Source organism: Staphylococcus pseudintermedius (assembly GCF_001792775.2).
Lineage (GTDB): Bacteria > Bacillota > Bacilli > Staphylococcales > Staphylococcaceae > Staphylococcus > Staphylococcus pseudintermedius.
Window position 1 is genome coordinate 100,671 of record NZ_MLGE02000001.1, and the last position, 22,364, is coordinate 123,034.

The window sequence follows — 22,364 nt, forward strand, 5'->3', positions numbered from 1 at the left end:
GCTCTTCCAATTCTTTTTTTCTCTAGTTCTTTCTTGAGTATCCCCGAATAAATTTTTAACATTTAACACTGTATTCAATTTTCCATAAAAAACCGCCACCTAATAAAAGGCAGTGGTTCTGCATTAATCATCTACTGAATATCATCAACAAATTCTGGTGTCACAAGACTCACATCTAATTTATCTGTAAATAAGCTATGATACTTCGCTAACATTTCACGCGCTTTGTTACGATCACTTATTTTAGCTGGTACATCATCGTTTCTACATGCTCGTTATAAATTACGTTCATTCTATTTGTATCTGGGTTACGGACATACTCACCACGTTTAACGACAACTTCTCTCGTTTCAGTTTCTTCTCCTATTGCAGTTCTACTCATTAAATACATTGGTTTAAATGTCAGAATTACCTACACATTACGGCAAGATTATTAAGGCTTTAAGAAAATACTTCAATATAACCCAAAGTAAGTTGAGCAAAAAAAACCGGCTTTAGTCAGAACACTATATCAAATCATGAGAATGGAAAAAGAAATATAGGTGTTAATGAAATTGAAACCTATAGCAAAGCATTGGGTGTACCTAGTTATGTTGTACATAGAATTTCAGACGAGATTAAAGGAAAAGGTTACAGTCCAACTTTAAACGATTTCTCTATATCCGATAAAATGTATAGCTATGTCAAAAAGCCTACTATAACGAAAGTGATATATACTTTTCGTCCTACGATTTATATGATGAAACAATAAAAATATTAGAATTATTAAATGAGGCAAAAATTGATATTAACGAAATAAGTTATGAATACGTACTAGATTTGTATAAACAAATTTTGTCAAATTCATTTAACAAGTCAAAAACAAATTATGAAACTTTAGCCAAAAAACGAAAATTAAATGACAACCTAAGTAAGGTGACAATTGAAGAAATAGCTGAATTTCACGAAAAATATATTGCTTTAATGTTTGAAAACTTGGAGACTCATGATAATAGAAAAAAGCGTTAGAAGAAATTGAATAACTAAAAGAAGAGGCTTTAAATATAGGAGAAAAATTACGCCTAGTTCACGCCTAGTTCCTAACTATCATTATGATGCAATTGATGGTGAGCCAATGTATAAAATATACTTATATAAATATCAAGATAGATTAGAAGAACACAGAAAATTCATTCTTGGACAAGAAAATAATTAATCATCACGCCAAACGGTAACCATTCCGTAGTAGGCGTGTCAATCCAATCTCACGCATGCGGGCATGATGAAAGGATTGATCTACATGATTAAGAAATACAAAAAGAAAGACGGTACAACAGCCTATATGTTCGTGGCTTATTTAGGTACCGACCCTATTACGGGTAAACAGAAGCGGACAACGAGACGGGGCTTCAAGACTGAAGGAGAGGCAAAGATTGCTGAGGCAAGACTTCAAACAGAGGTGAGTCAAAACGGCTTTTTAAACAACGATATAACAACCGTTTGAAGAAGTTTATAAACTATGGCTTGAACAGTACGAAAATACTGTAAGAGAAAGCACATATCAACGTGTTTTAACTTTATTTGATACAGCTATATTAGAACATTTTAATGATATACCTATTAAGAAAATAACCGTGCCATACTGCCAAAAAGTTATTAATAAATGGAACAAAAAGTACTCTGATATTAAAGCTATACGAATATACACATCTAATGTGTTTAAATATGCCGTAAGCCTTAAGATAATCGCTGATAATCCATTTACACATACAAAAGCACCTAGAAAAAAAGAAACGCAACAAGACGCGTCTATGAAGTATTATTCAAGTGATGAATTGAAACAGTTTTTAACTTTTGTTGAAGATGACCCATTATATTATGCTATTTTTCGAACATTAGCTTTTACTGGCTTTAGACGTGGGGAATTAATGGCTTTAACATGGAACGATATTGACTTTACTAAACAAACCATATCTATTAATAAAACTTGCGCAAGAGGTGCAAATTATAAACTGGTAATACAAGAGCCTAAAACTAAATCATCCCATAGAACAATAAGTATTGATGATAAAACTGCAAATGTATTGAAATCATGGCGCACTCATCAAAGAGTGGAGTCCCTTAAATATGGTCACAATACCTCTGACAAACATCAATATGTTTTTACTACTGTACGTGATAATAAACCACTATATCCCGAGCATTGCAATAAAGCATTAGACTTAATGTGTGATAAGCATCATTTCAAACGTATTAAAGTACATGATTTTAGACATACTCATTGTTCACTTTTATTTGAAGCGGGGTTATCTATCCAAGAAGTACAAGATAGATTAGGACACGGCGACATCAAAACCAATATGGATATTTATGCTCACGTCACTGAAAAACAGCGTGACCAAGTGGCTGAAAAGTTCGCAAATGATATCAATTTTTAGCATTAACGTATTCAACGCCAAATAAAAAAGGCTAGAAACCGCATCACAACGGTATTTCTAGCCTGTTAATTGTATTATATCATTATTCCCACTCTGTTTTCAACGTAAAGTGTATAAAACAGAATGCGATACTATCAAGGGAGTTAAAACAATATACAGAACAGTAAAACACTATAAATAAAAATAAAAGTGCAATAAAAGTGCAATTTTTGCACCTAATCATACTCTGTTTATATATGAAAACTAGATTCTGAATCCAATATTTGGTTAACGAGAGGCGTTCGAATTTGAACGTCTTTTATATATTACTTTCAAATAAATATGAGGTAGAATACTATCTATTTTCTTTTTAACCCAATTGTTATAATGGAGAGTGTAAAATATTTTGTGTAAATAGAAAAAAGGAAGTCCCTTCTGTAGAATAGAGTTACCACAACACATTCACAGAAGAGAGGACTTCCCTATGAACGATTTTACTACAGAAATTCTAAAGACTCTAGCGAACAAAGGCGATTTGAATGAATTATTCCGTGTCCATTTGGAGAAAGCAGTCAATACGCTTCTCAAAACGGAGTTAACGGCTTTCCTAGATTACGAAAAGTATGATCGCATTGGTTTTAACACGGGTAATTCTCGTAACGGCTCCTATGACCGTACGGTCAAGACCGAGTATGGGGAACTTCATCTCCAGATTCCGCGCGACCGCAATGGTGAGTTCAAGCAACAGACTGTTCCTGCTTATAGACGGACGAATGACACGTTAGAGGAGACCGTCATTCACCTCTTCCGAAAAGGTATTACCATGTCGGAAATCGCAGACTTGATTGAGAAAATGTATGGGCATTACTACACGCCCCAAACCATGTCCAATATAACAAAATCATTTACAGAAGAGGTAACGGCGTTTAATGGGCGGGAGCTTCATGACCGTTATGCTGCTATTTATATGGACGCAACGTATATTCCGTTAAAGCGGAAAACCGTCGCCAAGGAAGCTATTCATATCGCAGTTGGCATTCGCCCGGACGGATCAAAGGAAGTATTGAGCTATGCGATTGCACCGACTGAATCCATCACGATTTGGGAGGAAATTTTATTGGACCTTCAAGAGCGCGGTTTGAAAAATGTCCTCCTGTTCATCACGGATGGCTTAAAGGGGATGGTAGGAGCGATTAGTCGGTTCTATCCCAAAGCTCGTTTTCAACATTGTTGTGTACACGTTTCCCGTAATATCAGTCATAAAGTGCGTGTCGATGATCGTAAGGAAGTCTGTGATGATTTTAAAATGGTGTATCAAGCCTCATCTAAAGAGGTGGCGTTGGAAGCACGTGGTACTTTTGCGGAAAAATGGAAAACCAGCTATCCAAAAGTGGTTGAATCGATTCTTTCGAACGATCACTTGCTCACTTTCTATGATTTCCCCTTGGCCATACGCAAGAGTATTTATTCTACGAACTTGATTGAATCCTTTAATAAACAAATCAAGAAATACAGCCACCGCAAGGAACAGTTCCAAAATGAAGAGTCGATGGAACGTTTCTTAGTCTCGTCTTTTGATACTTACAACCAAAAATTCCTAGGTCGCAGTCATAAAGGTTTCCAACAGGCCGAAGGCGAGCTCGAACAAATGCTAAGCCAACTGATTGAGAATTAGAAACAATCTGCAGTAGGGAAGAATCATTTACACAAAATTATTGACGCTCCCTTATAATGAGAACTTTTACTAACATAATTTATGATAAACTTACTATATAATCATATTAATTAAATAGTTAGGAGATCTGCTTATGTTTATATCTACTCTTCAAATTCGAAATTTTAGAAATTATGAATCCGAAATCTTTCGATTCGATAATGAGACAAATACTATTATAGGTGAGAATGATTCAGGGAAAACCAATGCTCTTACTGCATTGAGAATCTTATTAGATGATAGTTATTACTATAGTAGTAAAACACTAAAAGAATCAGATTTTTTTCATGGAATTCAAAATGGGTGGCAAGGGCATTGGATTATTATCTCTGCGACATTTGAAGGAATCAGCGAAGAAGAATTTGACAATGAGATTTGTGCTTCCATTTCTTTAAATTCTGAAAGTCAAACAATCTTAGAAGAATTGATTTCAAATGCAGATAAAGGTGTAGGTAGTATTTCTCTATTTATTAGACCTAACAAAGCTATTAGAAAGCAATTATTTGATATTTCCACTGAATTAGACTCTCATCAATTTAACGAATTTAGAAATTCTATTCGTCTATCCGACTATGAATTTTACTACACATCTAAATCAAATCTAAATTTCTGTATCAATGAAAATTATGATAAATTGGTAGGAAGACTCAATGACAATATAGCTAGTAATCCTGAAGAAGACGATGAAGCTCTGTTGGGCTCAAGAATTGACATGTCAGATATTTTCAAGCATATTTCGGTTGTTTATGTTGACGCTCTTCGAGATGTTCTTAGAGAAATGAAAAACAATCGAAACCCAGTCAAAAGAATCATGGAAACAATTGAATCAAAAATATCATCAGATAATGTTGAGTCATTAAAAACAATTATACAGCAATTAAATGAGACTATTACCAGTGTTCCTGAAATTAGGAAAATTGGCGAAAATATTAATCGGCAACTAAATAGCATAATTGGTTCAGTGTATTCTCCTAATCTTCTTCTTTCCTCAACTATGTCAGATGATATGGGTTCTTTAGCAAAATTTCTTTCAATGAAGCCAGAACAAAATATCGACTTAGACTTACTAGGGTTAGGACATCTAAATATGATTTATTTAGCTTTGAAAATAGTCGAATTTGAAGCGTGTCGTTCAAGAGAACTACTTAATATTATGTTGATTGAAGAACCAGAAGCTCATATTCATCATCATATTCAAAAAACTCTGTTCGAAGGATTAAATCTTCAAAAAAACTATACTCAGATTCTCATGACCACACATTCTGTACATTTAGCTGAAGTGTCTGAAATATCTCGGATGAATGTATTAAAATCGTTTAATGGCAAATCTATCGTTATGAATCCAGCAAATAATCTGAACTCATTTGCTAAAGAAAAGTTAAAAAAGAACAATCTAAATCTAATAAACGCAGTAGAGAGATATTTAGATGTTAAAAGAAATGGATTGCTTTTTTCTAAAGGTGTTATCTTAGTTGAAGGAGATGCTGAAGAAATACTTATTCCTCAAATAGTAAAAAAATTATTTGGTATAAACTTAGACGAACTTGTAATAGGTTTGATTAATGTTGGTAGTACTTCGTTTGAATATATCGCTAGCTTGTTTGACGATGATAGAATACAGAGAAAGTGTGCTATTGTAACTGATTTAGATGAACAGGCAATCCCATCAGAACATCGATTGTATAAAAGCACTGCACAAGAGAAAGGTCAAGCAAGAAAAGAAAAATTATCCTCCCTTTTTAATGAAAACAATTGGGTTAATTGTTTTTATGCTAATACAACATTTGAAATTGAGTTTTTAGATGTGAATAAAGAAAATATTCTAACTTATGTCAGTCCAATTATAGATGACGCATTCAAAGATAAAAAAACAATAACTGCTTATAAAGAAGAAATACAAAGTGAACAATATTTAGAAAGAAATTTAGCGATGTTAAAACTAGCCAATCATGTTGGTAAGGGGTGGTTTGCAATTGAGTTAGGTGAAAAAATTGACTTTTTAATCAAAATTCCTAAGTATATTCTTAATGCTATTGCTTTTGCATGTCAGGAAATAGTAGATCTCTCAATTTATAAAAAAATTCTACTCCATACAATCGACTTGTACGAGGAAACTACAGAATTGTCAGCTTTATCAGCTAGTTTAAAAACAAGTGATACAGCTGATTTGAATATAGCAATAATTTCTTTATTAGAGTACTTTGGTAAAGATGAGGATGTTGTGTATCTAATCAATCAGATAGAAAATTACACAAAAATACTTTATGCTGAGGTTTCAAAATGACAAATATCTTCGAAAAAATCGTAAATGATTTAAATTTAGAACAAAAAGATGTTGTGGAAAGTGAAGATAACCTTTATGTAAATGCATGTCCTGGGAGTGGGAAAACAAGGGTACTTACAAGGAAAATTGCTTACCAAGCAATTAAACACGATGGATCACTAAAAAGAATAATTGCTATCACATACACTAATAGAGCTGCTGAAGAAATTAAGGAACGCCTAAGTTTACTTAGTATAGATGATGATATTAATATTTGGGTGGGGACAATACATCAGTTTTGTCTTGAATTTATTATTTATCCTTTTAAAATGAATCTCTCAAGAGTATCAAAAGGATTTACAATTATTGATGATTATACTCAAAGAGCTTACGTCAGCCAAATTAATAATATGCTGAATTTAAATCTCAAAACGTATGAACTGAACAAAATTGATTTGTCACTTTCTCATGATTTTAAAATTAATGAAGTTCAGTATACTCAAGTTTCTGAAATGTATCACACTATGTTGGAAAAAAATAAAGAAATTGATTTTGATATGATTTTACTAGTAGCGTATAAAATTTTAACTGTAAACAGTAACGTTGCACGTAATATTGCTAGTAATATAAGGGCGATTTATGTGGATGAATTTCAAGATACTAGAGAATTACAATACAATGTAATAGCTAAATTACTTCAAAACAACCCTCAAATTCAGTCAATGTTTGTTGGAGATATTGACCAAGCAATTTATGGATCATTAGATGGTATAGCTAAATCAGTTGAAGAACTAGAAATGCTAACTAGTCACACTTTTCAATCAAAGACGCTACATGGCTGTTACAGGTCTAATCAGAGATTAGTAGACTTCTACTCTAATTTTCAGAGTTGTCCTTACGAGATTGAAAGCAGAGGGAATAATAAAAACGACCGTGGTTTTATAAGTTATGATTGCAAAGTTACTAAGGAGGATTTACCCAACATAATAAAAAATATAATAAAGGAAAAGATTGAAAGCGGCATTCATGAAAAAGATATTTGTGTACTTGCTCCTCAACACTATCCTCTGTTTTCACTGGGTGAGTATTTAAAGAAAGAATTACCGTATTGCAATTTTGATGCTATAAATATATCACCAATTAAGGTAAATAATCATAGTTTATTTTTCAAGTTAGCAATTTTGTACTTTACTGAATCAGGTGAAAAGGTTCGAAGAAGAAAGCTAATTGCAAACGATATTTTAATTATATTAAAAAATGAATTTGGAATAGAAGTTAAAGATTATTTTATTGACTTAGATTTATTACAGCTAATAAACAGTGTGAAAAGAATGTATAGTGGAGACGACAACGGTGTTGATTTATACAAATTTGTTACCAAACATATATTTGTTAATCTTAATATTGACGAGAAAAATTACCCGTCTATTTTTAAGCACTATCTATTTTTTATTAACGAAGTAGAAGATCGGATAAAAAATAATTCATTATCTAGTAGTGTATCTAGTTTTAAGAAGATGTTTAAATCTCGAGATGGTATCACACTTACTACAGCACATAAAGTTAAAGGAAATGAGTATGATACTGTTATCGCTATTAATCTTCTAAACGGGAAAATTCCTCATTGGAATGAAATTTTTAATGTTTCTGATAAAGGAATTAGTTCAGCGAGAAAACTACTATACGTAATTTGTTCAAGAGCAAAAAATAATTTATTTCTTTTCTCAGAGGTGGGTTATTTTACGAGTAAAGGAGACTTGCTTTATCCCACTCAATTATTAGATAAAATAGAATTTGATTATAATATTTAAAATACCTAGGTAGTCGTTGTTTTAAATATAGTAGGAATCGGACGCTCAGTACGGAGCGTCTATTTTTTTACCCAATTTTGAAAGGAAGTGAACTTATGAAAATAAAAAATCAAGAATCAAAAGGTCGCTCTCCCCCCTTTAAAACCATCACACAAATAAGATTCATTCAAACATAAAAACAGAAAGGATAGGTAAAAATATGGAACTTAAATATGTCATTCCCAATATGGAAAAAACATTTGGACAATTAGAATATGCTGGTGAAGGGAACATTGAACAACGTCGAATAAATGGCAGACCAACCATTCTCTCTCGTAGTTACAATTTATACTCAACGATTCAACGAGCAGATGATATTGTTGTCATTCTTCCCTCCGAAGCTGGCGAGAAACATTTTGAATCCGACGAAAAAGTCAAACTCATCAACCCACATATTACCGCAGAAGGTTATAAAATTGGCAATCGAGGATTTACCAATTACATTATGCACGCAGACGACATGGTGAAAGCATAAGAAAGGAAAGGTGAAAAAATATGAGATTAGCAGAAGGTATTGTGATTGAAAAAGACCAGACATTTGGCACATTGAAATTTTCCGCCTTGCGTCGTGAGGTTCGTATCCAGAATGAAGATGGTACGGTTTCCGAAGAAATTAAAGAACGTACCTATGACTTAAAATCAAAAGGACAAGGACGCATGATACAAGTCAGTATCCCCGCTTCTGTTCCTTTGAAAGAATTTGACTACAACGCAGAAGTGGAATTAATCAATCCTGTGGCAGATACCGTAGCGACGGCTACTTTTCGAGGGGCAGACGTTGATTGGTACGTGAAAGCAGACGATCTTGTATTAAAAGGACAGACAAAACCTCATCAGAAATATAAAAAAGAAGCGTCCGAAAGTGAAAAATAGGTGTTGCTTATGACAAACACACCATTGATTTTGAAAGAAATTCCGAAGGATGAAGCCATTTCTTTTATTCGGCAATACCATTATTCAAAGATACTCCCTAGATTGTGTAAATACTTTCTAGGGATTTTTTCAGAAGAAAAATTATTAGGCGTTGTGGAATTAGGCTGGGGTACGCAACCCCTACAAACCATACGCAAACTCTTTCCCGACAGTTCCCTTCAAACCACAGATTATTTAGAAATTGGAAAGATGTGTTTTCTTCCAGAAATGAATCAAACCAATTATTTTGGCAGTCAAGCTCTTTCAGCTCTAATTAAGTGGTTGAAAGAACATACGGACTGTCATTTTTTATATACACTGGCAGATGGAATTGAGGGAAAATGTGGCTATGTCTATCAAGCGTCCAACTTCTTTTACTGCGGGTATTTCAAGACAAGTGTCTATCGTGATAAGCAGTCATGGGAAAAGATACACCCTCGAAGTGCTCGCCTTTTATTAGAGGAAAATGCTCGCTTTGAACAGGTAGAGAAAAAGCATTGGCTTTCCCAGGCATTTTGCGAATACAAAGGGATTGAGAAAATCAATGGACGCATGTTTCGCTATCTCTATCCGTTGACAAAAGAAGCGAAAAAACTGTTAGGACACACTCTCTATCGACGTCATTATTATCCGAAAGAAAAAAATTTACGCTTTGAAAAGCGAATCGCTTATCAGAAATATGAAGCCATTTCTCAACCAACTTTTGATAAACAGGCTCGTATCTACAATACACAATTATTTTGATAGGTGGAAAGGAGGATTTTTATGCCATTGCTTCATGACAGAGGAGAGCGAATCAAAGCCAACGATAAGCACTTGGTCTATCATTTTGTACTAATTTCATTGCTGGTAGTTTTTCTAGTCGTCCTACTCCCTTTTCATTGGAGAGCGTTACAATCGGTGAACTGGCAAGCAGTTCAGTTAGATACATTTTTCTATCAACTTCATACGCCATACTTTTGGAGCAGTATTCTCACTGCTCTTTTTGTATGCGGACTTATCAGCTGGCTTTATTATCACTATCGTATAGATTCTATAAAACAGTTAGAGCACCGTCAAAAGTTAGCTCGTATGATTTTAGAAAATCATTGGTATGAAGCCGAAGAAACTCAATCAGAGGGATTCTTTAAAGATTTACCCAGCAAGAAAACCAAACAACGAATCCGCCATTTTCCTAAAATATATTATCGAATGAAAGATGGACTAATCCATATTCATGTAGAAATCACCTTAGGGAAATATCAAGATCAGCTTTTGCACCTAGAAAACAAACTAGAAACAGGATTGTATTGTGAATTAGTGGAAAAAACGTTGAAAGATTCTTATGTAGAGTATGTCCTACTTTATGATACTATTGGCAATCGAATTGGCATTGAAGACGTGGTAGCTCAAGATGGACGTGTCAAATTGATGGAATCGGTCTATTGGGAGTTCGATTCTCTCCCTCACATGTTAATTGCTGGGGGCACTGGTAGTGGAAAATCCTATTTTATTCTCACATTGATTGAATCTCTCCTGCATACAAATGCAAAGCTTTATATTCTTGACCCTAAAAATGCTGATTTGGCAGACTTAGGGGCGGTCATGAATAATGTCTATTACCGTAAAGAAGATATGTTGGCATGTATCAATCAATTTTACGAAGATATGATTGATCGCAGTGAAACCATGAAACAACACCCTAACTATAAAACAGGAGAAAATTATGCTTATCTTGGTTTGTCTGCCAATTTTCTTATTTTTGATGAATATGTGGCAATGATGGATATGCTAGGTCGTGAAAGTACCACCGTTATTCATAAACTCAAACAAATTGTAATGTTAGGACGACAAGCAGGCTTCTTTTTAATTCTTGCCTGTCAACGTCCAGACGCAAAATATTTTAGTGATGGGATTCGGGACAACTTTAACTTCCGTGTGGCTTTGGGTCGTATGTCTGAAATGGGCTTTGGTATGATGTTCGGAAGCGATACACAAAAACAATTTTTCTTAAAACCCATCAAGGGAAGAGGTTACGTGGATACAGGAAAAAGTGTGATTAGTGAGTTTTATACACCCCTTGTACCAAAAAGGTACGATTTCTTAGGAGAAATAGGAAAAGTCATTCAAAAAAAGCAATCTGAGCCTGTACCGCACGAAGTGAAAGGTACAGGTTCAGACTTGCTTTGATTGGTGTGGCGTTAGCCACGCCAATCCTTTAGCCCCCTCTATCTAACAGGGGGGCACAAATACAACTGAAAACAGGCAATTCTCATCAACCAATGTTGATGGTACAAAGGATTGCGGAAAATATGAAAGGTGTAAACTCAAGGGTCATAGTTTACATCTTTTTTAGATTGGAGGTTTGCGAATGGAAAACGAAAAAATTTGGATTAAGGAATTGAAAGAAAAGCGACTGGCTTATGGCGTTTCTCAAAATAAACTGGCGGTTGCTTCTCATATTACCAGACCTTACCTATCGGATATTGAAACAGGCAAGGCAGTCCCTACTCAACAGGTGAAAGAAGATTTACTGAACGCTTTGGAACGCTTCAATCCCGATAACCCATTGGAGATGTTATTCGACTATGTACGGATTCGATTCCCTACCAATGATGTGGCTCAAATTATCGGTGAGGTTTTACGTTTGAATATGGATTATATGCTACACGAAGACTTTGGCTATTATTCTTATCCCGAACACTATCGTTTCGGTGATATTGTTGTCCTAGTCTCTCATGATGTAAGTAAAGGTGTTTTATTAGAACTGAAAGGAAAAGGCTGTCGGCAATTTGAAAACTTTCTATTGGCTCAACATCGGAGCTGGTATGATTTCTTTCAAGATTGCATGGAACATAAAGGTATTTTCAAACGCTTGGATTTAGCTATCAACGATAAAACAGGGATTTTGAATATTCCAGATTTGGCAAAGAAATGTAAACAGGAAGAATGCATTTCCGTCTTTCGAAGCTTTAAAAATTATCGCAGTGGTGAATTGGTTCACCGTGATGAAAAACCATACATGGGAAACACACTTTATATTGGCTCATTAAAAAGTGAAGTCTATTTCTGTATATATGAGAAAGATTATGAGCAATACGTGAAAAATGATGTTCCCTTAGAAGACGCAGAAGTAAAGAATCGGTTTGAAATTCGGTTAAAAAATGACCGAGCCACCCAAGCCATGAAAGATTTATTGGCACATCAACAGGCGGAAAAAACAGCCTTTGAAATTATCAATCGCTATATCCGCTTTGCAGATAAAGACGACACTAAACGTCGGAGTGATTGGAAAACTAATGAACGTTGGGAATGGTTTATCGGTAAAAATCGTGGAGCATTACGCCTAACCACACAGCCAGAGCCTTATTCTTTTGAACGAACATTGAACTGGTTACATCATCAAGTCGCCCCTACATTAAAAATCGCAAGCATTTTAGATGTTCTCAACGGTACAACCATTATCTCCACCATGATTCAGGAAGCCAAACTGACAGAAAAACATGAGAAATTAATTGAACAACAACATCTAGCCATGGAGGATTTGATTACATGAGCCTTTTAACAAAAGAATTAAAGAAGTTAGGGTTTCAGTGTGGCATTGAGTTTCAAGCGTATATACAAAATACAGGGAAATATACGTCTCTCATTATTGAGGGAAAACGGCAAGCTGGTGATACCATCTATACCTATGATTTTTACAAGGTGAGATTTTATAATAATTATACCAATCGAGTAACCGTCTATGGAGAGCATTTAACCCCTTTTCAATTATTAAGGCGTGTAAAAAGCTATATCTATTATCGAGAAAAATATCTTAAGGAAAGGAGGACAATCACATGAATTTTGGGCAGAATTTGTACAACTGGTTCTTGGATAATGCACAGTCATTGGTATTGTTAGCGATTGTTGTCATTGGACTGTTTTTAGGTTTTAAACGAGAATTTTCAAAACTCATTGGCTTCTTGATTATTGCTCTAATCGCCGTCGGACTTGTGTTCAATGCAGCTGGCGTGAAAGATGTGTTATTAAACTTATTTAACCGAATCATTGGTGCTTAACAGATATTTTTCATGATAAAATAGGAAGTATATATTTTGTTATGAAAGGATTTATGAATATGTTTACAAATGATCAATTTAAATCTCTTTTAATTAAAACATTAGAAAGAAAGAGCTCTTCAAATTATTATGAAGGAGGTAACGAGATTGTTTCTAAAATGAAAATATCAGAGGTAACTTTAGATGAGACTGACGATTTTACTTATTATAAAGGATATAAAAAGGGCTGGAATACGCTTTGCACATATCTTAAAATAAGAGTTCCTTTTGATGATTTAGACTTTTTTGAAAGTCATAAAGATTTGATTACCCAGACAGCAAGCTCCATATATGATAAACAAGGTGATAATGTATTAGTGGATACTATTTTAGTACCACTTCCAGAGAATTACGAAGTAATTAACTTTAGTCAGTTGAAAATTAGTGATGTGGTTTCACAAGCTATTGAAGACGCTGAGTCTTTTATGAGTAATGGTGAATATCAACGTGCCTTTGACAGAGTTCACACTGCTTTTCATGGATATTTAATTGAAATACTAAAAAAATATGAAATTACAGTTCCTAGAGACGAAAATCTATCTAAATTATATAGTAGGATACAACAATTAATTGAAAAAGAAATTCAACCTACTGAACTTGCTGATATAGTGAAGACAACGATAAGGTCATCAAATGGAATGATTAGCTCTCTTAATGAAGCAAGAAATAGGCATTCACTTGCACACCCTAATACAAATATTATTGGAAAGAGAGAAGCAAAACTAATAATAGGTATTTCAAGTACAGTTACAGATTATATTAGCGGATACCTTGATAAGTAGCGTCATTAACTGATTGCTACTTTTTTTATGACTATTTTTATAAAAAGGATGTGATAAGAATTGGAAATGAAAGTCTATGTGGCAAATTTAGGACGGTATAATGAAGGTGAATTAGTCGGAGCATGGTTTACTCCACCAATTGATGAGGAAGAAATGGCAGAAAGAATCGGTTTAAATGAGGACTACGAAGAATATGCAATACATGATTTTGAGCTTCCTTTTGATGTGGACGAATACACGCCGATTAGTGAAATCAACCGTCTATGTGAAGCCATTCAAGAAATCGAAGGTACACCTATTTATAATGAACTCAAAGAAATTCAAGGCATGTGGTTTAGTAGCTTGGAAGAATTACTGGAAAACAAAGAGGATATTCATTGTTATAGTGATTGTGATTCGATGGAAGATGTCGCCCGTTATTACGTGGAAGAAACAGGACAGCTTGGTGAAGTCCCTTCCAATTTACAAAATTATATTGACTACCAATCTTTGGGACGTGATATGGAAATAGAGGGTAATTACCTAGTTACCTCTCATGGGGTATTTGAATATTGTCAGTAAGTTTAACAATCCGTGTTATAATTAAATTAATAAATAGCACGGAGAGGTATAAATTATGGTAAATGTATTTGAAAATCTTAAACTATTAAAACTAGACATGAAAGATAAAGGCTGGGTGATAGATTCCTTTTACTTTCGTTACAAACAGCAAAATTATATTGTACTTGTTAAGCTATTTGAAAAAGAGGAAAAAGTTCCAGAATATGCTCTGTTAAAACTAGAATTTTTAAAGGAAAACGATTTTTCAGATATGCTAGCTGTCTATGCTAATTCGGTAAAATTATATACAGACACGAAAACAATAAGAGAATATTTTGGTATCGAATACAGTAGTAACTTGGGAGATGTTTTATTTCAATTTAGCCAAACTCTTGCTCGATTTATTCCGACAGAAGTTAGTGAGAAGAAAAATGAAGACCAAAAAGAAGCCATGTGTTTCTCATTAAGTCAAAGTGATTCAGAAGATCCCAGAAAAAAATATTGTTTTTCAGTTAGAAGAAATCCTTTAAAGGGAAATGGTGAGCTGGGAAAACGAAGTCCTTTTAATGACAATAAAACGAGATTGTATAGACCCAGCTTATATGAACGATTAGGGTCAGATACCAATTTAAGTTTCAGATATTCAATGAATCCAGATGATGAAGAAACTGATGAAGGTATTATTGCAAAATGGACAAAAAATAAAATTGAATAGTTAAAGCATTGAAAGAGCAATCACCTATTTTGATTGTTCTTTTTCTATTTTTACGGAAAGGACGTGAAGACATGAAAAAAATAAGAAGTTACACCAGTATTTGGTCAGTAGAAAAAGTGATTTATGCGATTAATGATTTACAACTCCCTTTCCCAATTACCTTTACGCAAATGACATGGTTTATCGTTTCTTTGTTTGTCGTCATACTCTTTGGCAGTTTACCACCACTTTCTCTGATTGACGGAGCACTACTCAAATACTTAGGGATTCCCATTGTTCTCACTGGGTTCATGTGCCAAAAGACCTTTGACGGAAAGAAACCCTATGGATTTCTAAAGTCTATCATTACCTATGCTCTACGCCCTAAAGTAACCTACGCTGGCAAACAAATACGATTAAAAAAAGAAACAATGAATGAATCGATTACGATTGTAAGGAGTGAACAACTAGATGGCATATCCGATTAAATATATGGAAGATAATCTCGTATTTAATCATGATGGCGAAGTATTCGCTTATTATGAATTAATTCCCTATAATTACAGTTTTTTAAGTTCCGATGAAAAAATTCAAGTTCATGATAATTTCTGTCAATTGATTGCCCAAAATCGTGATGGCAAGATTCATGCTCTGCAACTAGCAACCGAATCAAGTATTCGAGCCACACAGGAACAATCGAAAAAAGAAATCACTGGACGATTAAAAGAGATAGCTTACGAAAAAATAGATGAACAGACCGAAGCGTTAATTTCTATGATTGGTGACAATCAAGTAGACTATCGCTTTTTTATTGGTTTTAAACTCTACCTCAATGAACAGGAAGTATCCGTAAAAAATGTTGGGAAAGAAATTCAAAAAGCATTTGCGGAATTCTTTCATGGTGTGAATCACAAATTAATGGGCGATTTTGTTTCTATGCCTATGGCGGAAATCGAACGCTTTTCTAAGATGGAACAGTTGTTAGAAAGTAAATTATCCAGACGCTTTCAGATTCGTAAATTGGAGAAAGATGATTTTGGTTATATTATTGAACATCTTTACGGGCAAACAGGTGTCCCTTTTGATGACTACGACTACCATTTACCGAAACGATACGAAGATAAAAAAGTGTTGGTAAAGAAATACGATATTCTCAAACCCACTCGCTGTTTAATCGAAGAAAATCAACGCTATTTACGGATTGAACAGGAAGATACCACTACTTATGTGGCGTATTTTACAATTAATAGTATTGTTGGTGAATTAAATTTCCCTAATAGTGAAATTTTTTATTACCAGCAACAGCAGTTTACTTTCCCCGTTGATACCAGTATGAATGTTGAAATTGTCGCCAATAAAAAAGCCTTATCTACCGTTCGCAATAAAAAGAAAGAACTGAAAGATTTAGATAGCCACGCATGGGAAAGCGACAACGAAACCAGTACTAATGTGGTGGACGCTTTAGAATCTGTCGATGAATTAGAAAGTAATTTAGACCAAACCAAAGAATCTATGTACAAACTAAGCTATGTGGTACGGGTATCAGCAAAGAATTTGGACGAGCTGAAACAACGTTGTGATGAAGTAAAAGATTTTTATGATGATCTGTCTATCAAATTAGTACGACCTTTTGGCGATATGCTAGGCTTGCATAATGAATTTATTCCCTCAAGCAAGCGATATATCAATGACTATATTCAATATGTCACGTCGGATTTTTTGGCTGGTCTTGGTTTCGGTGCTACACAAATGATTGGTGAAAATTCTGGTATTTACGTCGGTTACAATCTCGATACAGGCAGAAATATTTATCTCCAACCTAGCCTTGCAAGTCAAGGAATTAAAGGCTCTGTAACAAATGCATTAGCGTCCGCTTTTATTGGTTCATTAGGTGGCGGAAAATCATTCTCTAACAATATGCTGGTCTATTATTCAGTACTCTTTGGCGGACAGGCAACCATTGTTGACCCAAAAGCTGAACGTGGTGAATGGAAAGAAACCTTACCTGATATTGCCCATGAAATCAATATTGTTAATCTCACGAGTGAGAACGACAATAAAGGGTTACTTGACCCTTATGTGATTTTAAAACTCCCGAAAGATTCAGAAAGCCTTGCCATTGATATTCTCACGTTCTTAACAGGTATTTCCAGCCGAGATAGCGAGAAGTTTCCTGTCCTGCGTAAAGCTATTCGGAGTGTAACTCAAAGCAAACAACGAGGGTTGTTATTGGTGATTGATGAATTGCGAAAAGAAGATACGCCCATCAGCAATAGTATTGCTGACCATATCGAAAGCTTTGTCGATTATGATTTTGCCCATCTGTTATTCAGTGATGGCAGTGTCACCCAATCCATTAGCTTGGAAAAACAACTCAATATTATTCAAGTGGCAGATTTGGTCTTACCCGATTCCAATAGCTCTTTTGAAGAATACACTACCATGGAATTATTAAGTGTGGCAATGCTGATTGTCATTAGTACCTTTGCTTTAGACTTTATCCACTCTGACCGTTCCATTTTTAAAATTGTTGACCTTGATGAGGCTTGGAGTTTTTTACAAGTGGCACAAGGAAAAGCTCTATCTATGCGATTGGTTCGAGCAGGACGTGCCATGAATGCAGGGGTCTATTTCGTTACTCAAAACGCGGACGATTTACTAGATGAAAAGATGAAGAATAATATTGGCTTGAAATTTGCCTTTCGTTCCACTGACCTAGTGGAAATCAAAAAGACCTTAGAATTTTTTGGTGTGGACAAGGAAGATGAAAACAATCAGAAACGCTTACGTGAATTAGAAAATGGACAATGTTTAGTTTCAGACATCTATGGTCGTGTAGGGGTTATGCAGTTTCACCCGATTTTTGAAGAGTTGCTTCATGCCTTTGATACCAGACCGCCTGTGCGAAATGAGGTGGAAGAATGACACAAAAACAAAAGAAATTTCTTCACTATAGTTGGATAACGCTCCTTTGTGTGGGCGTTATTTTACTTTTATTAGGCACGCTGGGCAATGCAGTACAAGCGACAGGCTTAGTTGATGAAACCATTGATACAAGCAATGAATACTCCAAGTATGGTTTGAATCAATATCAGCTTGATTATTATGTGGACAATAGCTGGGGCTGGCTTCCATGGAATTGGAGTGATGGCATAGGACAATCGGTGATGTATGGATTGTATGCCATTACTAATTTTATTTGGACAATTTCTCTTTATCTATCGAACGCCACAGGTTATTTGGTGAAAGAAGCCTATGCCTTAGATTTCATTAGTCAAACATCCCAAGCAATTGGCGAAAACATGCAGACGATTGCAGGCATTACACCGAATGGCTTTTCCAGTTCAGGGTTTTATGTCGGTTTCCTCCTTCTTTTTATTCTCATTGTTGGAATCTATGTTGCCTATACAGGATTGGTTAAGCGAGAAACGACGAAAGTGATACGAGCTGTTTTAAACTTTGTCGTGGTGTTTATTCTATCGGCTTCCTTTATTGCGTATGCACCCGATTATATTGCGAAAATCAATGATTTTTCCAAAGATGTCAGTACCGCCAGTCTGAATATTGGGACAAAAATTGTTCTTCCTAACACGGATAGTCAAGGGAAAGACAGTGTGGACATGATACGTGACAGCTTATTCTCTGTTCAAGTAAAGCAACCATGGCTATTGCTTCAATATGGCTCCACTGATGTAGAAGCGTTAGGGGAAGAACGTGTGGAAAGTTTATTGTCTACCAGTCCAGATACAAACAATGGTGAAGATAGAGAAAATGTAGTGATTGAAGAAATTGAAGATCATGACAATACCTATTTAACCCTACCGAAGACGATTTCCAGATTAGGAACAGTCTTCTTTTTGTTTGTATTCAATATTGGTATCTCGATTTTTGTTTTCCTTCTAACAGGAATCATGATTTTTTCGCAAGTGCTATTTATTATTTTCGCTATGTTTTTGCCAATCAGTTTCCTATTAAGTATGTTGCCGAGTTTTGATGGCATGGGCAGGCATGCCATTACCAAGTTATTTAATGTGATTATGACAAGGGCTGGTATTACCTTGATTATTACCGTTGCCTTTAGTATTTCCACTATGCTTTATTCGCTGTCAGCAAGTTCTCCCTTTTTCATGATTATGTTTTTACAAATTGTGACCTTTGCAGGGATTTATTTTAAACTGGGCGATTTAATGAGCCTATTCACTTTACAAAGCAACGACTCTCAAAACATGGGCAGACAAGTGTTTCGCAGACCTCGTCAAATGATGAATCGACAAACCAGAAGATTTCAACGCAGTATGAGTAAGATTTTTCGTGGAAAAGCAGGGTCAACGAAGCAAAAGACAATGACAACAAAGCAGAATCAAACCAATAAAGCTAACCATACTCGTCAAAATGAACGGACTACACCAAAGAAAGAAACAGCACTTTCCAATGTGAAAAAGCAACAAGGCGGTATCGGGCAACGATTAGGTGAAAAGACAGCCCATGTATTGGACACGAAAAATCGTCTAGTCAATAAAAGAAAGCAGGCAAAACAACAGATACAGGCGACACCAACCCATGTCAAATATGCCCTTCATCAAGGAAAAGAGAATGTCACTCATAATGTAACAGACTTTAAACAATCTATGGCAGATACCAAAGCTCAACGCAAACAACAGCGTATGAACCAGCAGGAGCAAAAACGAAAGAACATTGCTCAAAAGCGTTTGGAGCTGGATAAAGCAAAAGAAAAAAGACGAAAAGAAAACCCATCATCTCCTGTTCAGAATAACCAGCAGCATGTTCGCAAGCGTCAGCAAACCGTCACGCCTGTTTTGTCACAAAACACTAAACGTGAAAATCATCAGCGACCATTGAAAAAAGAGCAAAAACAAAAGACACCACCGAAGCAATTCAATCAGAGGAAGCTAAATAAAAGAACGGATAAGCGAGGACAACAAACATGAAGCTAAAAATAACAGTGATTTGTAGTGTGGTCTTCTCTCTCTTCTTTTTTCTCTTATTATTCCTAGTCATTTTCTTTGCAGATGATACGGACAGTGGCGAAAACAACAAGGATTCTTCTATTCCACAAGGCGGTGTGACCGTTTCACCAGAAGTGTTGGCACACCGTCCGTTGATTGAAAAATATGGTAAGGAATATGGGATTGAAGACTATGTTTCTTATATCTTAGCCATTATGCAAGTGGAATCGGGCGGTACAGCAGAAGATGTTATGCAAAGTTCCGAATCTTTGGGTTTACCGCCCAACAGTTTGAGTACCGAAGAGTCCATCAAACAAGGGGTTAAATATTTCAGTGAATTATTAACCAGTGCAGAACAACAAGGAGTGGATATAGATTCTGTTATCCAATCTTATAATTATGGCGGTGGCTTTTTAAATTATGTGAGGAGTCATGGGAAAAAATATACCTATGAATTAGCCGAACAGTTTTCTAAAGAGAAGTCGGGTGGTCAAAAAGCAGACTATCCCAATCCTATAGCCATACCTGTGAATGGTGGTTGGCGATATAACTATGGAAATCAGTTTTATGTTCAGTTGGTTTCACAATACCTAACCGACACTTCCCCAACAGAATTTGATGATGAAACCGTGCAAGTCATTATGGACGAAGCCTTGAAATACGAAGGGTTTCCCTATGTCTTTGGAGGGGCGTCGCCTACCACCTCTTTTGATTGTAGTGGCTTAATACAATGGGTGTATGACAAAGCTGGCATTTCTCTCCCTCGTGTCGCCCAAGATCAGTATGACGCTACGCAAGAAATCTCTATGGAAGAAGCCCAAGCAGGCGACCTTATCTTCTTTCATTCAACCTATAATGCAGGCACATATGTGACTCATGTGGCGATATATTTAGAGGGAAATCGCTTTTATCATGCAGGCGACCCAATCGGTTATGGCGACTTAAGCAGTCGTTATTGGCAAGACCATCTGATTGGGGCTAGACGTGTTATTCATAACTAAGAAAGGAATGAATCAAATGATTATAAAAATCGAGCGAAAAGAAAAGAAGGAGAAACCAAAGAAATCTAAAAAACCGAGCAAGCAAAGAAAAGTTCCGATGATTAAAGTTGGCACGCATAAGAAATTAACCTTTGTTTTATGGGTTTTATTGATTGGTAGTGTCGGATTTGGAATCTATAAAAATTTTACTGCCATTGACACTCATACTGTCCGTGAAACAGAAATCATTAAACAGCAGATTGTCGATACCAACCAAGTAGAAAGTTTTGTGAAATCCTTTGCGAAAGACTACTTTTCGTGGCAACAATCCCAAGAAGCCATTGATAAACGAAATGAAAAATTGACCCATTATTTGACGGAAGAATTGCAGGTATTAAATGAAGAAATGATTCGTAAGGATATTCCTACTAGTTCTAGTGTGAACGATATACAGGTGTGGCAGGTTTCTCAAGTGAATGAGAACACCTTTGAGGTACTGTTTTCTGTTGAACAAGTTATTACCGAAGACAAAGACAAGGAAACTATATCGTCTAGCTTTCATGTGGTTGTCCATATAGATGAATCAGATAATATGGTTATTATCAAAAATCCGACAATGAGTAAGAAACCTCAAAAATCGGACTACCAACCCAAACAGCTAGAAAGTGACCATACAGTAGATACAGAAACGATGGACGAAATCACTAGCTTTTTAGAAACGTTCTTCCAGCTCTATCCTACCGCCACAGAAAAAGAATTGACTTACTATGTAAGTAATCATGTGTTACCTATGATTAACAAGGAATATGTTTTCGAGGAATTGGTGAATCCTATCTTTACCAGAAAAGATAACCAAGTAATCGTGAATGTCGCTGTGAAATATTTAGATCAAGAAACAAAGGCAACCCAAATCTCGCAATTTGAGTTGATATTAGAAAAACAAGATAATTGGAAGATTGTAAAATAACAAATATTGGTACATGATTACAGATACTTTGTAATCATGTACTCTTTTTGATAAAAAATTGGAGATTCCTTTACAAATATGCTCTTACGTGCTATTATTTAAGTGACTATTTAAAAGGAGTTAATAAATATGCGGCAAGGTATTCTTAAATAAACTGTCAATTTGATAGCGGGAACAAATAATTAGATGTCCTTTTTTAGGAGGGCTTAGTTTTTTGTAC

General features: G+C 35.3%; 18 protein-coding genes and 2 pseudogenes. 19 read left to right on the top strand and 1 reads right to left on the bottom strand.

Features of this window, described 5'->3' with window-relative positions; genetic code table 11:
• Positions 1-131: 131 nt before the first annotated feature.
• Positions 132-373, bottom strand: a pseudogene (locus BJK46_RS12600) (terminase small subunit); the annotation flags it as partial.
• Positions 374-508: 135 nt separating this feature from the next.
• On the opposite strand from BJK46_RS12600, the gene BJK46_RS12335 reads away from it, so the two are divergent.
• From BJK46_RS12335 to BJK46_RS00625, 19 genes and pseudogenes are all read left to right on the top strand, one after another.
• Positions 509-751, top strand: coding sequence for a hypothetical protein (locus BJK46_RS12335; protein WP_233535993.1), 243 nt, complete (start codon positions 509-511; stop codon positions 749-751).
• Positions 752-1,279: 528 nt separating this feature from the next.
• Positions 1,280-2,417, top strand: a pseudogene (locus BJK46_RS00530) (site-specific integrase).
• Positions 2,418-2,880: 463 nt separating this feature from the next.
• On the top strand, positions 2,881-4,071 hold the full coding sequence (locus tag BJK46_RS00540) for an IS256-like element ISLgar5 family transposase (RefSeq protein WP_000997694.1): 1,191 nt from the start codon (positions 2,881-2,883) through the stop codon (positions 4,069-4,071).
• 133 nt (positions 4,072-4,204) lie between these two features.
• On the top strand, positions 4,205-6,394 hold the full coding sequence (locus BJK46_RS00545) for an ATP-dependent nuclease (protein ID WP_103263648.1): 2,190 nt from the start codon (positions 4,205-4,207) through the stop codon (positions 6,392-6,394).
• Complete coding sequence (locus BJK46_RS00550; protein ID WP_000181735.1) at positions 6,391-8,184, top strand: ATP-dependent helicase; 1,794 nt, start codon at positions 6,391-6,393, stop codon at positions 8,182-8,184. The genes BJK46_RS00545 and BJK46_RS00550 overlap by 4 nt, the downstream gene beginning before the upstream one ends.
• A gap of 199 nt (positions 8,185-8,383) precedes the next feature.
• Complete coding sequence (locus BJK46_RS00555; protein WP_000421279.1) at positions 8,384-8,698, top strand: YdcP family protein; 315 nt, start codon at positions 8,384-8,386, stop codon at positions 8,696-8,698.
• A 20-nt stretch (positions 8,699-8,718) separates the two neighbouring features.
• The gene (locus BJK46_RS00560; protein ID WP_001234191.1) at positions 8,719-9,096 is read left to right on the top strand and encodes a YdcP family protein; all 378 of its coding nucleotides are present in this window, start codon (positions 8,719-8,721) and stop codon (positions 9,094-9,096) included.
• 9 nt (positions 9,097-9,105) lie between these two features.
• A complete protein-coding gene (locus BJK46_RS00565; protein ID WP_000185761.1) occupies positions 9,106-9,879 on the top strand; it encodes a Mom family adenine methylcarbamoylation protein in 774 nt (257 codons plus the stop codon).
• Positions 9,880-9,900: 21 nt separating this feature from the next.
• Positions 9,901-11,304, top strand: a complete 1,404-nt coding sequence (locus BJK46_RS00570; protein ID WP_001130244.1) for an FtsK/SpoIIIE domain-containing protein — start codon at positions 9,901-9,903, stop codon at positions 11,302-11,304.
• A gap of 181 nt (positions 11,305-11,485) precedes the next feature.
• Positions 11,486-12,670: a MobT family relaxase gene (gene mobT, locus BJK46_RS00575; protein WP_000426689.1), complete on the top strand. Its 1,185-nt coding sequence runs from the start codon at positions 11,486-11,488 to the stop codon at positions 12,668-12,670.
• A gap of 283 nt (positions 12,671-12,953) precedes the next feature.
• Complete coding sequence (locus BJK46_RS00585) at positions 12,954-13,175, top strand: hypothetical protein (RefSeq protein WP_001009054.1); 222 nt, start codon at positions 12,954-12,956, stop codon at positions 13,173-13,175.
• A 59-nt stretch (positions 13,176-13,234) separates the two neighbouring features.
• Positions 13,235-13,996, top strand: coding sequence for an abortive infection family protein (locus BJK46_RS00590; RefSeq protein ID WP_001565981.1), 762 nt, complete (start codon positions 13,235-13,237; stop codon positions 13,994-13,996).
• 60 nt (positions 13,997-14,056) lie between these two features.
• The gene (locus BJK46_RS00595) at positions 14,057-14,557 is read left to right on the top strand and encodes an antirestriction protein ArdA (RefSeq protein ID WP_000425404.1); all 501 of its coding nucleotides are present in this window, start codon (positions 14,057-14,059) and stop codon (positions 14,555-14,557) included.
• Between the two features lie 55 nt (positions 14,558-14,612).
• The gene (locus BJK46_RS00600; RefSeq protein WP_000248477.1) at positions 14,613-15,251 is read left to right on the top strand and encodes a DUF6037 family protein; all 639 of its coding nucleotides are present in this window, start codon (positions 14,613-14,615) and stop codon (positions 15,249-15,251) included.
• A 71-nt stretch (positions 15,252-15,322) separates the two neighbouring features.
• Positions 15,323-15,718, top strand: a complete 396-nt coding sequence (locus tag BJK46_RS00605) for a conjugal transfer protein (protein WP_000723887.1) — start codon at positions 15,323-15,325, stop codon at positions 15,716-15,718.
• Positions 15,702-18,155, top strand: a complete 2,454-nt coding sequence (gene tcpF, locus BJK46_RS00610) for a conjugal transfer ATPase TcpF (protein ID WP_014614895.1) — start codon at positions 15,702-15,704, stop codon at positions 18,153-18,155. The genes BJK46_RS00605 and tcpF overlap by 17 nt, the downstream gene beginning before the upstream one ends.
• Positions 18,152-20,179 carry a CD3337/EF1877 family mobilome membrane protein gene (locus BJK46_RS00615; RefSeq protein WP_000192393.1) on the top strand — a complete coding sequence of 676 codons (2,028 nt, stop codon included), beginning with the start codon at positions 18,152-18,154 and terminating at the stop codon, positions 20,177-20,179. Before tcpF ends, BJK46_RS00615 begins: the two co-directional genes overlap by 4 nt.
• A complete protein-coding gene (locus BJK46_RS00620; RefSeq protein ID WP_000768373.1) occupies positions 20,176-21,198 on the top strand; it encodes a bifunctional lytic transglycosylase/C40 family peptidase in 1,023 nt (340 codons plus the stop codon). The genes BJK46_RS00615 and BJK46_RS00620 overlap by 4 nt, the downstream gene beginning before the upstream one ends.
• A gap of 16 nt (positions 21,199-21,214) precedes the next feature.
• Positions 21,215-22,144: a conjugal transfer protein gene (locus tag BJK46_RS00625; protein WP_000584387.1), complete on the top strand. Its 930-nt coding sequence runs from the start codon at positions 21,215-21,217 to the stop codon at positions 22,142-22,144.
• Positions 22,145-22,364 lie beyond the last annotated feature (220 nt).

Excerpts from the sequence above, each read along its gene's own strand:
- BJK46_RS00585 (WP_001009054.1), top strand. The coding sequence starts at position 12,954 with ATGAATTTTGGGCAGAATTTGTACAACTGGTTCTTGGATAATGCACAG.
- BJK46_RS00615 (WP_000192393.1), top strand. The coding sequence starts at position 18,152 with ATGACACAAAAACAAAAGAAATTTCTTCACTATAGTTGGATAACGCTC.
- BJK46_RS00620 (WP_000768373.1), top strand. The coding sequence starts at position 20,176 with ATGAAGCTAAAAATAACAGTGATTTGTAGTGTGGTCTTCTCTCTCTTC.
- BJK46_RS00540 (WP_000997694.1), top strand. The coding sequence starts at position 2,881 with ATGAACGATTTTACTACAGAAATTCTAAAGACTCTAGCGAACAAAGGC.
- BJK46_RS00565 (WP_000185761.1), top strand. The coding sequence starts at position 9,106 with ATGACAAACACACCATTGATTTTGAAAGAAATTCCGAAGGATGAAGCC.
- BJK46_RS00600 (WP_000248477.1), top strand. The coding sequence starts at position 14,613 with ATGGTAAATGTATTTGAAAATCTTAAACTATTAAAACTAGACATGAAA.
- BJK46_RS00560 (WP_001234191.1), top strand. The coding sequence starts at position 8,719 with ATGAGATTAGCAGAAGGTATTGTGATTGAAAAAGACCAGACATTTGGC.
- tcpF (WP_014614895.1), top strand. The coding sequence starts at position 15,702 with ATGGCATATCCGATTAAATATATGGAAGATAATCTCGTATTTAATCAT.
- BJK46_RS00625 (WP_000584387.1), top strand. The coding sequence starts at position 21,215 with ATGATTATAAAAATCGAGCGAAAAGAAAAGAAGGAGAAACCAAAGAAA.
- BJK46_RS00590 (WP_001565981.1), top strand. The coding sequence starts at position 13,235 with ATGTTTACAAATGATCAATTTAAATCTCTTTTAATTAAAACATTAGAA.
- BJK46_RS00605 (WP_000723887.1), top strand. The coding sequence starts at position 15,323 with ATGAAAAAAATAAGAAGTTACACCAGTATTTGGTCAGTAGAAAAAGTG.
- BJK46_RS00570 (WP_001130244.1), top strand. The coding sequence starts at position 9,901 with ATGCCATTGCTTCATGACAGAGGAGAGCGAATCAAAGCCAACGATAAG.
- BJK46_RS00555 (WP_000421279.1), top strand. The coding sequence starts at position 8,384 with ATGGAACTTAAATATGTCATTCCCAATATGGAAAAAACATTTGGACAA.
- BJK46_RS00550 (WP_000181735.1), top strand. The coding sequence starts at position 6,391 with ATGACAAATATCTTCGAAAAAATCGTAAATGATTTAAATTTAGAACAA.
- BJK46_RS00545 (WP_103263648.1), top strand. The coding sequence starts at position 4,205 with ATGTTTATATCTACTCTTCAAATTCGAAATTTTAGAAATTATGAATCC.
- mobT (WP_000426689.1), top strand. The coding sequence starts at position 11,486 with ATGGAAAACGAAAAAATTTGGATTAAGGAATTGAAAGAAAAGCGACTG.